The organism is Arthrobacter sp. SAFR-044 (genome assembly GCF_051965175.1).
Lineage (GTDB): Bacteria > Actinomycetota > Actinomycetes > Actinomycetales > Micrococcaceae > Arthrobacter.
Genome location: NZ_JBQCMK010000017.1, coordinates 55,853 through 68,791 on the forward strand (window position 1 = coordinate 55,853; position 12,939 = coordinate 68,791).

The following is a 12,939-nucleotide window of genomic DNA, read 5'->3' on the forward strand; positions in this document are numbered from 1 at the left end:
AGGGCTAGTGCAGCCCGTCGCTGCGGGCGGCGCGGTTCCTGCCCAGGGACTTGGCCCTGTACAGGGCGGCATCCGCCGAGGCGATGAGATCATCCACATCGGAAGTTCCGCCGCCGTACGTGGAAATCCCGTAACTCGCGGTGGGCATCTCCATCCCGTCCGGCGTTTTCGCGCCGGTGAGGCGCTGGCTGATTTCCTGCGCGATAGTTTCCGCCCGTTCGGCGCTTGCCCCGGGAACCAGGATGACGAACTCTTCCCCGCCGTACCTTCCGATCAGGTCGGTGGAGCGCACGGTCGCAACGCAGGTTTCGGCGAAGGCCTGCAGCGCCAGGTCGCCGGCGGCATGGCCGTGGGTATCGTTGACCGCCTTGAAGTGGTCAAGGTCGGCAAGGATCAAGGCTCCGGAGCCGCCCGTAATGCTCCGGTCGGCCAGCTGCTCGGCAGCCAGGTCCATGAAAGCCTTGCGGTTCAAAAGCCCGGTGAGGTCGTCCCGGGTGGCCACCACACGCAGGGCGCGGGTCTGCTGTTCGCTGCTCAACGCCGCCATACTGAAGGACACCACCACCAGCAACACCATGGTCACCAGGGTGGTGAGCGCCGATCCGAAGGCGGTCACAAACACGGCGCCGTGCTGGCCCTCCACCAGGAATGCCAGCCAGCGGAAGAAATAAAAGACGGACAGCCCTCCCGCAGCCACCGCCATGGGGATGCGCACCCGCGAGTAGCCCGGCTCAAGGCGCCAAAGCTCGCGGGCCGCCAGCCCAATCGTCAAGCTCATCGCAGCGAGGAACACGGGACCGCCGGACCAGGTATTGGTGGCCGGATGGTCAAGCAGGGAGGCCACCAGGGTGACCAGCGGAATACCGGTGAAGGCCCACCTGGGCGGCCGCACCGTCCGAAGCGAGCGGGCTCCTGCCCACACGGCGACCCCGCCGTGGACCAACAGGGTGTTCCCCACCGGGTTGGCCCACACCTGGTGGGGCGTGCCGTCCAGGAGGAAACAGCCTGTTCCGGACAGGAAGAACAGCAGGGCTCCGCACCACCAGGCACTGTACGGCGAGCGCGTCACCCGGTAAGCGGAAAAATAGAACAGGAACACCAGAACCAAGGCCATCAGGCCAAACGCGATGCGCAGTGTTGCCGTGTCCAGAACCATGTGCCAGAAGTCCCCCCATACGCGGCGGTTGCTGCTCACGCAAGTATTGCATTTCACCCAGACATCGCAGAAGCCCCCGTACCCCTGATTGGGACCTTCCAAACTCGCCTAGGGTGGTGGTTACCACCGGACCACGAAAGGCTGCCATGCTCCTCCTCTTTGGGTTCAAGACCGTACACAAGGCCCTGCCGGGACGGACGGCAACCTGCCCGCACTGCGGCGCCTTCATCCACCACCTCCTTGAGGAGCAGGCCACAAAGTTCACACTGTTCTTCATCCCGGTGCTCACCGTGTCCCGGAAGTACCGGATCACCTGCACCAACTGCGGCTACGTCTCCTCCATTACCGGACGCCAGAAGCGCGCGCTGGAGTTCCGGCCGTAGGGGCCCGCAGGTCCGGAATTCAGCGGCGCAGTTCCGGAAGCCGCAGCAGGGCAACGGCCGCCGCTGCCACCAGGACGGCTGCAGCGGTACTGATTCCGGAATACCCGGTCATGCCCATGACCGGCCCTGCGGCCGCGCTGCCCAGCGCGGCCGCCAGTGACATGGCGGCGTCCGAAAAACCCTGGGCCGGGATCCGCTGGGAAGGCGCCAGGGCGGCGACCAGCAGGGTGGACCCCGCCACGGTGGCGGCAGACCAGCCCAGGCCCAGCAGGACCAGGCCGGTGGTGACGGCCGCCGGATAATCGGCTGCCAGTCCCGTGATCGCCACCGCGGCCATGAGGATCGCCAGGGCCGCCAGCACCATCCTCGCGGGTCCCATCCTGTCCGTAAGCCACCCCACCAGCGGTGACAGGGCGTACATCCCGGCGATGTGCAGGGAAATGGTCAGGCCTATCAGCGCGATGGTGTCCGGGTGGCCCGCTGCCGCCCCGGCCTGGTGCTGCATGTGCAGCGGGGTCATGGACATCACTGCCACCATCACCGCGTGTGCGGCCACCACCGCCACCACGGCCCCGCGCGTGGTGCGGTTCTCCCGCACGATCCGCCACCCGGCTTGCAGGGCGCCCCGGCTGCGTACACTGTCACCGGCATCGGGGCCATCCATGGCGCGGCGGGCCAGCAGCGGGTCGGGCCGGAGGAAGAGCCACACAATCGAGGCGCCGACGACCATGCCGGCTGCCGAGATGAGGAACGGGCCGGCCGCGGCCGGAATCCCCAGCCAGCCCGCCACCACCGCGCCGGGTCCCACCATGTTGGGTCCGGCTACTGCCCCGATGGTGATGGCCCACACCACCAGGGAAAGGTCCCGCCCGCGGTGCGCAGGTTCAGCCAGGTCCGTGACCGCAAAACGGGCCTGGAGGTTCACTGCCGAGGCCACGCCGACCAGGAAGGCACCGGCGAGCAGCAGGAGGAAGAATCCCGTGATCACGGCGCCCACCATCAGCGCGGTGCCCGCAATCGCCGCAGCAAGTCCTGAAGCGAGAGCGAAGCGGCGGCCGCGGGAAAGGGCCAACTGCGCCAGCGGAATGGCGGTCACTGCCGTCCCCAGCGTCAGGGACGTGTTGACCGAGCCTGCCCAGGCCTCGGACCCTGACAAATCCACGGCGAGGATGGAACCCAGGGCCAGCGTGGAGCCGTTGCCCAGGCCGGAAAAGATTTGCGCGCACACCAGCGTCCTGCGCATGCGGGACTGGAGGGACCGGGTGGTGGCGGCGGTGGTGGTCAAGGGTGTGGCTCCTGGGTCAGGAAAACGGAGAGTGCGGCGGGGCCTACCGGGGCAGGGCGCCGTCATGCCCAGTGTGGTGTCATGAGTTTATGCAGTTCAACCATGACAACATGTCCGGCGTCCGGGTGGCGGAAGCACTGGTCAACATGCTCGACGGCGGAGGCTGGGAGGAACGCGCCCTGGGAGACCTCCTGGCTGGCCACCTGTTCCACAATCCGCAGGTGGGCGCAAAGGAGGAAGCGCTCCTGCGCGAGTGGACAATACGCCTGCGCACTGTCTTTGCATTGGACAGCGAGGAGGGGCGTTGCGGCACAGTGAACGCGTTGCTGGAACAGGGGGTCAAGCGGGTTTTCCTCACGGTCCACGACGGACTGGGTCCGCACCTCCACTTTGCTGAGACCAGCGACAGCCTGGTGGAGCGCGTGCGTGCCCTCACCGCAGGTGGCCTGGCCCTCTTCATCACGGAGGCAGCGGGAGGGCGGCTGGGTACCTGCGCCAGGGACGGCTGCCCCAGGGTTTTCGCCGACACCAGCCGCGGCGGACGCCGCGCCTACTGCTCGGCACGGTGCGGCAACGCCGATGCCGTGATGCGATACCGCGGCCGCGGACGCGGGCACCCCGCGGGCCGCCTCTAGCGGGCAGCGTAGCCCTGGCCCCCGACGGCGGAGGCGGCTAAAGTTGGACGCGGTTCCACCCCGCCGTCCCCCGGCAGGGAAACGGGAGCCAGCACGAGGGATTGGAGGTGGTTTTGATGACTGCAGTTGCCGCGCGCCCTGAGCGCCCCGCACCCACCACATCAACCATCCCTCCCGGTTGCACGCTCGCTTGCTGACGGCAGCTTTCCGTAACAGCGTTCCTGCACCGGGGAACCCGCAAGGAAACTATCGTGCACCTTTCTTCAGGCAACCCCCTGGACAACACCTCAAGCACCACCCAGCCAACCGGCGGCCTCGGCACCTACGGCTACACCCCCGCCGTCGCCCGCCACTTCGAGCAGCACCCCTGCCCAGACGCCACGGAACCCGGAAGGGTTGTCCGTGTGGACCGCACCCTGCTGCTGGTTGCCGTCGGCGAAGGACTGCTCCACCTGCCGTATCCCCTGTCCGGCCAGCCGGCCGTCACCGGGGACTGGGTCTGGATCGGTCCCAACCGGGCGGGAGACCGCCAGATCCTGGCAATACTCCCGCGCCGCTCCGAGCTCAGCCGCAAGCGCGCGTTCGAGGACTCCTCCGAAGAGCAGGTCCTGGCCGCGAACATGGATACCGTGGGCGTCGTCGTGCCTGTGGACCGGCCGCTCACGCACAACCGCCTGGAACGCACCCTCGTCGCGGCGTGGGACTCCGGTGCCACCCCGCTGGTGATCGTCACCAAGGCGGACCTTGCGCAGGTGGCGGACGACGTCGTGGGGAAAGTCATCCTGCAGGCGGCCGGCGTGGAGGTGGTCACCACGTCGGCTGAGAACGGCGATGGGATCGACGAGCTGATGTCCCGCATTCCATCGGGCGGGACGATCGTCCTGCTCGGTCCGTCCGGCGCAGGCAAATCCACCTTGATCAATGCGCTGGTGGGCCGCGAGGTCCAGCAGACCGGGGCGGTGCGGTCCGGGGACTTCAAGGGCAAGCACACCACCACCGCCCGCGAACTGGTTCCGCTGTCCAACGGTACGGTGCTGATGGATACGCCCGGAGTCCGGGGTTTCGGGCTGTTCGACGCCGGCGAGGGCCTGGGCGGAATGTTCGGCGACGTGGAGGAACTGGCTGCGGGCTGCCGGTTCGCGGACTGCGCCCACGGCAGCGAACCGGGCTGCGCGGTCCGGGAGGCGATCGACAGTGGTGTCCTGACAGAGCGCCGCTGGAACTCCTACCTGAAGATGCAGCGGGAGCTGGCTGCGCTGGCACGCCGCTCTGACGTCGCAGCCCAGCGCGCGTACCACCGCGAGTGGCACCAGAAGGTGGTCTCCGCGGGAAAGTCGCAGCGCTGGGCGGAGCGCGAGGCCTACGAACGCGAAGGCCGGCCCTCGGGGAAGGACCGGAAGCGGAAACGGTAGGACAGGCCGTATTCCCGTGTCAGGGCGGGGAGTAGGGTTCGGTCATGGACATCATCCTGGTTCCCGGTTTCTGGTTGGACGCCTCATCCTGGGAAGGGGTGACGCCTGCCCTCGAAGCGGCAGGGCATCGCCTTCACCCCCTCACCCTCCCCGGCAAGGAGTCCGTGGACGCCGCCAGGGCGGGCATCAACCTGCAGGACCACATTGACGCGGTGGTGCAGGTCCTGGATGGCCTGCCCGGCAAGGTGGTCCTGGTGGGCCATTCCGGGGGCGGTGCCATCATCCACGGCGCCGTGGATGCCCGTCCGGAGAAGGTGGAGCGTGCCATCTACGTGGACAGCGGCCCGCTCGCTGAAGGCGGTGCCATCAATGACGAACTGCCGGCCGTGGGCGACGAGGTGCCATTGCCGCCCTGGGAAGATTTCGACGACGCCGACCTGGTGGACCTCGATGACGGGCTTCGCCAGGCATTCCGGGAACGGGCTGTGCCGGAGCCCCGCGGCGTGGCGTATGGCAAGCAGCAGTTGCATGACGAACGGCGCTACGGCGTACCCGCCACCGTGATCGCCTGCCAGTTCCCGTCCGCCATGATCCGCGAGTGGATCGCAGCCGGGCACCCGTTCGTCGCAGAACTGGCCAGGGTCCGCGACGTGGAGTACATCGACCTGCCCACGGGGCACTGGCCGCAGTTCACCAAGCCCGACCAACTGGCACGGGCCATCCTGGCCGCCGTTGACCGGACCAATACGGACCAGCTTTGAAAAACCCTTGCGTGCTGCCGCAATGGTCCCCATAATAAATGAATGGCATTCATTTATTCGACAGTCGGTGGCAGCGCCGCCCCTAACCACGCCTCCACCGGTACCGCAGCCCGCATGCCCGCAGAGTGGGGCACCCACCAGCGGACCTGGATGGCCTTCCCGCCGCCAAACGACACCTTCGGGCCGGTGGGAAGCTGCACCCTGGACCGGGCGCGGACCGCCTGGACCACGGTGGCCCGGACCATCGCAAGGTACGAGCCCGTCACGGTCATCGCCGATCCGCGCGATGCCACCGCCGCGCGGGAATGGCTCGGCCAGGGCATCGACGTCCTGGAGGTTCCGCTGGACGACGCCTGGCTGCGGGACAGCGGTCCTACCTTCGTTCACCAGCCGGACGGTTCACTCGCCGCCGTCGATTGGATCTTCAACGGTTGGGGCGCTCAGACTTGGGCTGCCTGGGCTAAGGACCAGGACGTGGCCCGGAGCGTGGCGGCCGGCACCAACGTGCCAGTCAGGCGAAGCTCCTTGGTGAACGAGGGCGGCGGATTCCATGTGGACGGTGAAGGCACGGTACTGCTGACCGAAACGGTGCAGCTCGATCCGGGCCGAAACCCCGGCGCCACCAAGGAGTCCGTCGAGGCAGAAGTCCATGCAGCCCTGGGCACCACCAAGGCCATCTGGCTCCCGCGGGGCCTCACCCGCGACTACGACGAGTTTGGCACCCGTGGCCACGTGGACATTGTGGCCGCCTTCGCCGGCCCCGGCACCATCCTGCTCCATCGCCAGGATGACCCCGCCCACCCCGACCATGCCGTCTACCTGCAGCTGAAGACGGTCCTCGCCGGGCAGCTGGACGCCCAGGGCCAGCCGCTGCGCATCATCGACGTTCCGGCCCCCACCACGCTCAGGGACGACGAGGGCTGGGTGGACTGGTCCTACATCAACCACTACGTGGCCAACGGGGTGGTGGTGCTGTGCAGCTTCAACGATCCCAACGACAGCATCGCCGCAGGCATACTGGAACGCGCCTACCCCGGACGAACCGTGGAACTGGTGGACGCCCGGGATATCTTCGCCTTCGGCGGAGGCATCCACTGCATCACCCAGCAGCAGCCGGCCCTGCTCAAAGGCGGTGCAGCATGAAGCTCGCGCAGGCTACTCATCAACCGGCCGCTGCGGAGGTGTTCGACGTAGTGGAGGCCGGCATCAGCCAGCTCCGCGCCGCGCTGGAGTCCGGAGAGGCTACCAGCGAGGAGCTGGTCCGTTCCTATCTGCAGCGTATCCAGAAGTATGACTCGTCAGGAATATGCCTGAATTCCCTCGTGGTGATGAACCCCGAGGCCATCGCCGAGGCGCAGGACTCGGACCGCCGCCGTGCTGCCGGGTCCACGCTCAGCCCCCTGGACGGCATCCCCTACACAGCAAAGGACAGCTACCAGGTCAAAGGCCTCACCGTCGCTGCCGGCTCACCGGCGTTCAAGGACCTCGTGGCGCAGCGGGACGCCTTCACCATCGAACGGCTGCGGGCCGGGGGCGCAGTCCTGATCGGACTGACCAACATGCCGCCCATGGCCAACGGAGGTATGCAGCGCGGGGCATACGGCCGTGCGGAGAGCCCGTACAACGCGGACTTCCTTACTGCGGCCTATGCTTCCGGTTCCTCCAACGGCTCCGGCACCGCAACGGCCGCCAGCTTCGCAGCCTTCGGACTCGCCGAGGAGACGTGGTCCTCAGGCCGGGCGCCGGCGTCGAACAATGCCCTCTGCGCCTACACGCCCTCCCGCGGCGTCATCTCCGTGCGCGGCAACTGGCCCCTGGTTCCCACCATGGATGTAGTGGTTCCGCACGCCCGCACCATGGCGGACCTGCTGGAGGTCCTGGACGTCGTCGTGGCCGATGACGCCGAGCCACGCGGCGACTTCTGGCGTGTCCAGCCCTGGATTCCGGTGCCCATGGCATCGGCTGTCCGCCCGCCGTCGTACGTAGGTCTCGCCGTTCCGGACGCAGCCGCGGCGGCAGGCGTACTTGCGGGCAAACGGCTTGGCGTGCCGCGGATGTACATCAACGCTGATCCGCAGGCCGGCACTGCCCAAGCACCGGGCATCGGGGGACCCACAGGGCAACGGATTCAAACCCGTGGCTCCATCATTGAACTGTGGAACGCGGCCCGCCGCGACCTGGAAGCCGCAGGGGCCGACGTGGTGGAAGTGGACTTCCCCGTGGTCTCCAACTACGAAGGGGACCGGCCCGGCGCCCCCACCCTCGCCACCCGCGGCCTGGTGTCCCCGGAGTACCTGCGCCGGGAAATCGTGGACCTCTCCGCCTGGGCGTGGAATGACTTCCTGGGTGCCAACGGCGACCCGCAGCTGAACCGACTGGCCGACGTCGATGGAGCCGCCATCTTCCCCGCCCCGGACGGCGCGCTGCCGGACCGCTATGACGGGTTCGATGACGACATCGCAGAGTATCCAGCATGGATCCGGGAGCACGGAGCACCGCTGCTGGCAGAGATTCCACACCTCAGCGACGGGTTGAAGGGGCTCGAGGAAACCCGCCGCGTGGACCTGGAGGAGTGGATGGACGGTCTGGGCCTGGATGCCGTGGTGTTCCCGGCGGCTGCCGATGTTGGCCCGGCGGACGCGGACACCAACACCGCCTCGGCTGACATCGCCTGGCGCAACGTTGTGGGTGGCCAACGGAAACCTGGTCCCCCGGCACCTTGGCATTCCCACCGTCACTGTTCCCATGGGCATCGCGGCGGACATCGCGATGCCCGTGGGCCTCACCATCGCCGGCAAGGCCTACGGTGACACGGAACTGCTCCGGCTTGCTGCGGCGTTTGAAGCCACCGGGACCCGGCGCGTCCCGCCGCCGCGCACCACGCCCGCCGGCAGCGAAGGAACTCCTGGCTAACCGCCTTAACGCCCGCCCGCCTCCCGGCCGCCCCTCGCGTCCGGGAGGCGGGTGGTTCACGACCGCAGGGCCTCCCCGCCCACCCAGCGGAAGCGCCTTGACAGCGTCGTTTGTTAGCGCTGACAGTGGGAGGAAACCGACCCCAAGCGAAAGCCACTCGATGAAGAACTGGGCAGGAAACCTCGAATACTCCTCCGCGGATGTCAGGCGGCCGGAATCCGCAGCGGAACTGGCCTCCATCGTGGCCGCTTCGCCGCGGGTAAAGGCACTGGGTTCCCGGCACTCGTTCAACCGGGTAGGAGACACCGACGGCGTCCACGTCCTCCTCGATGCCCTGCCGCAGCAGGTGGTGCTGGATCGCGGCCGGGGAACGGTCCGCGTCAGCGGCGGGGTGAGTTACGGGGCGCTGTGCCGGACCCTTGAGGAGTCCGGCGTTGCCATCCACAACCTTGCCTCGCTGCCGCATATCTCGGTGGCAGGGGCGGTGCAGACCGGCACGCATGGCTCGGGCGTGAACAACCCTTCCCTCGCCGGCGCCGTGGAATCCATCGACCTGGTCCGGGCCTCCGGCGAGCAGGTCACGCTGACCAGGGCGGACGGTGACGAGTTCCTGGCAAGCGTGGTGGGCATCGGGGCCCTGGGCATTGTCACTGGCCTGGAACTGGCGGTACGGCCCAGCTTCAGGATGCGCCAGCGGGTTCTCGAGGACCTGCCGTGGGACAACGCCCTGGCCGATTTCTCCACCATCGTGTCCAGCGCCTACAGCGTGAGCCTGTTTACGGACTACGCCGGCGACAGGATCAACCAGGTCTGGCTCAAGGCCCTCGACGAGGAGGAGGCGCTTCCAAGCCTGTTCGGGGCAACCGCCGCGCTGCATCCCCGACATCCCTTGCCGGACATGTCCGCGGAAAACTGCACGGCGCAGTTGGACGAACCGGGCCTGTGGCTGGACCGGCTCCCGCACTTCCGGCATGAGTTCACCCCGAGCAACGGAGACGAACTCCAGAGCGAGTTCATCCTTCCCCTGGAGCACGCCCCCGCCGCCCTCCAGGCAGTCCGCGCGCTGGCCGACGATCTCGCACCGCTGCTGTTTGTCTCGGAGATCCGCACCGGCGCAGCGGACGAGTTCTGGCTCAGCCCCTTCTTCCGGCAGCAGAGCGTTGCGCTGCACTTCACGTGGAAGCCGCTGCAGCCCGAGGTGGAGGGCTTCCTTCCGGTCCTGGAGGAAGCCCTGCGGCCCTTTGGTGCAAGGCCGCACTGGGGCAAGCTGTTCACCGCGGACGGCTACGACTGGGAAGCGCTCTACCCGCGCTTCGCCGACTTCCGTGCCTTTGCTGCAAGCCATGATCCCGAGGACAAGTTCCGGAATCCCCTGCTGGACAGCATCCTCGGCGTCCCGGCGCGGCGGTAGGAGGCCGCCGGTACGCTGGAGGCATGACTTTTCGTCCCGCCGTCGTTCCCGCCACTGTCCTTGCCGCCGCCCTGCTGCTGACGGGGTGCGGCGCCGTGGGGGACGCTGCGGGAAACGCGGCCAGCGACGCCGCCTCCAAGGCTGCCTCGACCGCCGCCCAGGAAGTCAACCGGCAAGTCTGCGCAGTAGTCCAGGACGGACTGGTCAGCGTTGAGGACCGCAAGGCGTTGGCAGGTTTGGTCTCGGCTGCACGGACGGCAGGGGTCCCCGCGGAGATCACGACGCCGTTGGGGCAGCTTGCGGATGCCGGGGACCAGGTGCCGGCAGACTCCGTCCGGGCCCTGCAGGACGCCTGCCGGGCCTGAGCGGCAAGGGGCCGGAAGGCCCTTCAGCACGCGGATGCCCGCTGCTACCTTGAAGTGACGAACCAGTAAGCCTGTGGGTCACGCGCGAAGGAGATCGCCATGGCGGAACGCGGCAAAACCACCTCAGCCCCACTCGTTGCGGAGGAGGAAAAGTGACCACAAGCCTGCAGATATATGCCGATCTATACCGCACCCCCGGTCCTTGGTGCACGGCGTACGTGAACGCGGGAACCGGGACAGTGGACACGCTCGAAGCCGGCGACGTCAGGCCCGGAAATACACGGGCCCAACTCGAAGCAAAAGGGGCAACCCCCGCTGATATCGAGGCAATGGAACAAGCCCTCAAGCCGGCAGCCGGAGTACCGTCCCCCGTGGCACGGTTCGCCCTGGTCCATGCCGGGAAAACTGAAGTCAATGAGGTGCTTCCGGGCGGTCTTGTCCTGCCCGAGCGGCTGGCCGTGGAGCCTGTCCCTGACCTGCTGCCGCTGGTCAAGCACCGGCCGGAAGACCTTGCCTATGTCGTGGCGGAAGTAAGCCGGGAACATGGCGAAATCCGGTTGTACCGGGCCGGGTCAGGGGTGCCCGCCGGCGTGCAGGAAGTGGAGGGCGAGTCCGAGCACGTGCACAAGTTCCACGGCGGAGGCTGGTCGGAGCTGCGGTTCCAGCACCACACCGAGGACGTCTGGCGCCGGAATGCCGACGAAGTGGCGGGCGAGATAGACAGGGTGGCCAGCTCCAGCGGGGCCCGGCTGATCGTTCTCGCCGGTGACGTCCGCGCCCGTGGCCTGGTCAAGGACAATCTTTCCGAGGCCAGCAGGACATTAGTGTCGGAAGTGGATTCACACACCCATACCGCCGGCGCTGACAGCGCCAACCTGGAGGACCAGGTAAACCGCCACGTTGCCGAGCTGTGGGCGGAGGAGCAGAAGGCTGTCATGGACAGGCTGGCCGTCCAGGAGGGCCAGGCCAATCCGGAGGCAGCCCATGGCATCGGAGCGGTTGTGCATGCACTCCAGCAGGCGCAGGTGGAGCTCCTGATCCTTGATGACGCCGTCTTGTCCGGACGGACCCTGCTGGCCCTGGATGCTGAGCCTTGGATCGCCACAGCCAAAGATGAAGCGCTGGCCGCAGGAATCCTGGGAGAAGTGCCGGCCCCTGCGGCGCTGCTTCGGGCAGCTGCCCTCACCGACGCCCGGGTCCTCCTGGTTCCGGGACCGGTCCTGCCGGAGGGCGTGCCTGCCGCAGCATTGCTGCGCTGGTCCTCGGGACCGGACGTCCCGTCGTCGTAAGCCGTAGCGCCCCTGCAGCTTCTTGATCCTTTTCAGTTCTGGTGCGGCTGTTCCCAACCCCGGATGCCGGCCGCCCGTCCGGCCTGGGGCCGGTGCCCCGCCCGGTGTTCCGGCGGAGCAAACGGAACCACGCCACTATCGCGGCTGAGTGGGACGGCACGGACAAACTTGGTGAGTTCCTCCCGGAGTTCCTTCCACCCGATGTCGGGATCGTCCGGATAGGCGTTGACCTCCGCTTGGCGCGCCGCTTCGACGGCGGCAACACCGGCGTCCGTCAGCTCCACTTTCAGCTGGCGGCGGTCCGAGGCGTGGCGGGTCCTGGTGATAAGTCCGGTGCCCTCGAGCCGGGTAAGGACCCGGCCCAGCGTCTGGCTTTGGACCCTGATCGCGTCGGCAAGTTGTTCCTGGTTCAGTGGGCCCCCCGTCAGGCCTTCCAGTGCAATAACGGCGGCACGGGTGAGGCCAAGGGGGGCCAGTGCATCGTCCTGTCGCCTCTGGATCAGCCGTGCCGCCAAAGTGATAAGGCGGTAGCTGCTCCGGGCGTCCGGATCGAGATTGCTGGTCATCGGCCGCGGCCTTCCTGTAGGTGGCTAAGTGCTGGTCACCCTGCGTCGCTACACCACTACAATAAGCATGCTTAGCAACATATTCGCAAGTAGGCTTACTATTCGCCCGCCGTTCAAGCCTATCCTCCGCACCGGAACTTCGAAACCGCAGCACTACCCCTTGCAATCCAAATGGGAAGTGTGCTTAGTATCTAATTAGTAACCTTGCTTACTAAGTTGCCAGCATTGCTGGTTCTTGATCGCCAGCTAACCCTTTCTGAAAGAGAGCGAAGATGACAGAGAACCAATGGCCCCAGACCCCGCACACCACCAGCGATCCGGTCCTCGCCGATCCTTATGGTGCAACGGAGGTAGCTCCCCAGCAGGCCTCCTACCCAACCACTTCGGGTGACACCTCCAAGACGCAGGCAGCAAAGGAGGAGGCCTCCAACGTTGCCGGTGAGGCCGCATCTGCAGCCCAGGGAGTGGCCCAGACTGCGAAGGAAGAGGCCGCGAACGTGGCGCATGAGGCGAAGGCCAATGCGCAGGACCTGCTGCACCAGGCGAAGTCCGGCCTTACCAGCCAGGCAGGCACCCAGCAGCAGAAGGCCGCGGAAGGCATCCGCACGATCTCCAGCCAGCTGCACAGCATGGCCAGCGCCCCGGACCAGCAGGGCATGGCCAGCGACTTGGTCCGGCAGGCGGCAGAGCGCACGTCCTCGATGGCGTCCTGGTTGGAAAACCGCGAGCCCGGTGACCTCCTGAACGAGGTCCAGCGGTTCGC

At 67.3% G+C, this 12,939-nt stretch carries 11 protein-coding genes and 2 pseudogenes; 10 read left to right on the top strand and 3 right to left on the bottom strand.

Translation table 11 applies throughout. The features are described from left to right. Positions 1 to 4 precede the first annotated feature (4 nt). Entirely contained in the window at positions 5 to 1,156 is a 1,152-nt protein-coding gene (locus ACTHQS_RS19570) for a diguanylate cyclase (protein WP_440172218.1), read from the bottom strand. A gap of 146 nt (positions 1,157 to 1,302) precedes the next feature. Between ACTHQS_RS19570 and ACTHQS_RS19575 the strand changes: the two genes are divergently transcribed. Next, positions 1,303 to 1,539 (top strand): zinc-ribbon domain-containing protein, encoded by a 237-nt coding sequence (locus ACTHQS_RS19575; protein WP_440172190.1) that lies wholly within the window; start codon positions 1,303 to 1,305, stop codon positions 1,537 to 1,539. Positions 1,540 to 1,558: 19 nt separating this feature from the next. Here ACTHQS_RS19575 and ACTHQS_RS19580 read toward each other — a convergent pair whose 3' ends face one another. Beyond that, positions 1,559 to 2,824 (bottom strand): MFS transporter, encoded by a 1,266-nt coding sequence (locus tag ACTHQS_RS19580; protein ID WP_440172192.1) that lies wholly within the window; start codon positions 2,822 to 2,824, stop codon positions 1,559 to 1,561. Between the two features lie 89 nt (positions 2,825 to 2,913). Between ACTHQS_RS19580 and ACTHQS_RS19585 the strand changes: the two genes are divergently transcribed. From ACTHQS_RS19585 to ACTHQS_RS19620, 8 genes and pseudogenes are all read left to right on the top strand, one after another. Continuing rightward, the gene (locus ACTHQS_RS19585) at positions 2,914 to 3,459 is read left to right on the top strand and encodes a CGNR zinc finger domain-containing protein (protein ID WP_440172195.1); all 546 of its coding nucleotides are present in this window, start codon (positions 2,914 to 2,916) and stop codon (positions 3,457 to 3,459) included. A 251-nt stretch (positions 3,460 to 3,710) separates the two neighbouring features. Beyond that, positions 3,711 to 4,871: a ribosome small subunit-dependent GTPase A gene (rsgA, locus tag ACTHQS_RS19590; protein ID WP_440172197.1), complete on the top strand. Its 1,161-nt coding sequence runs from the start codon at positions 3,711 to 3,713 to the stop codon at positions 4,869 to 4,871. 44 nt (positions 4,872 to 4,915) lie between these two features. Next, the gene (locus ACTHQS_RS19595; protein ID WP_440172200.1) at positions 4,916 to 5,632 is read left to right on the top strand and encodes an alpha/beta fold hydrolase; all 717 of its coding nucleotides are present in this window, start codon (positions 4,916 to 4,918) and stop codon (positions 5,630 to 5,632) included. A gap of 42 nt (positions 5,633 to 5,674) precedes the next feature. After that, positions 5,675 to 6,775, top strand: a complete 1,101-nt coding sequence (locus tag ACTHQS_RS19600) for an agmatine deiminase family protein (protein WP_440172201.1) — start codon at positions 5,675 to 5,677, stop codon at positions 6,773 to 6,775. Further along, positions 6,772 to 8,545: pseudogene (locus ACTHQS_RS19605) on the top strand (amidase). Before ACTHQS_RS19600 ends, ACTHQS_RS19605 begins: the two are co-directional and overlap by 4 nt. Positions 8,546 to 8,705: 160 nt before the next feature. Next, a complete protein-coding gene (locus ACTHQS_RS19610; RefSeq protein WP_440172204.1) occupies positions 8,706 to 9,956 on the top strand; it encodes a D-arabinono-1,4-lactone oxidase in 1,251 nt (416 codons plus the stop codon). Between the two features lie 23 nt (positions 9,957 to 9,979). Then, positions 9,980 to 10,321, top strand: coding sequence for a hypothetical protein (locus ACTHQS_RS19615; RefSeq protein WP_440172206.1), 342 nt, complete (start codon positions 9,980 to 9,982; stop codon positions 10,319 to 10,321). Between the two features lie 152 nt (positions 10,322 to 10,473). Then, entirely contained in the window at positions 10,474 to 11,610 is a 1,137-nt protein-coding gene (locus tag ACTHQS_RS19620; protein ID WP_440172209.1) for a baeRF2 domain-containing protein, read from the top strand. A 32-nt stretch (positions 11,611 to 11,642) separates the two neighbouring features. Here ACTHQS_RS19620 and ACTHQS_RS19625 read toward each other — a convergent pair whose 3' ends face one another. After that, positions 11,643 to 12,176 carry a MarR family winged helix-turn-helix transcriptional regulator gene (locus ACTHQS_RS19625; protein WP_440172211.1) on the bottom strand — a complete coding sequence of 178 codons (534 nt, stop codon included), beginning with the start codon at positions 12,174 to 12,176 and terminating at the stop codon, positions 11,643 to 11,645. Between the two features lie 272 nt (positions 12,177 to 12,448). Here ACTHQS_RS19625 and ACTHQS_RS19630 point away from each other — a divergent pair. Then, positions 12,449 to 12,939 (top strand): annotated as a pseudogene (locus tag ACTHQS_RS19630) (hypothetical protein); the annotation flags it as partial.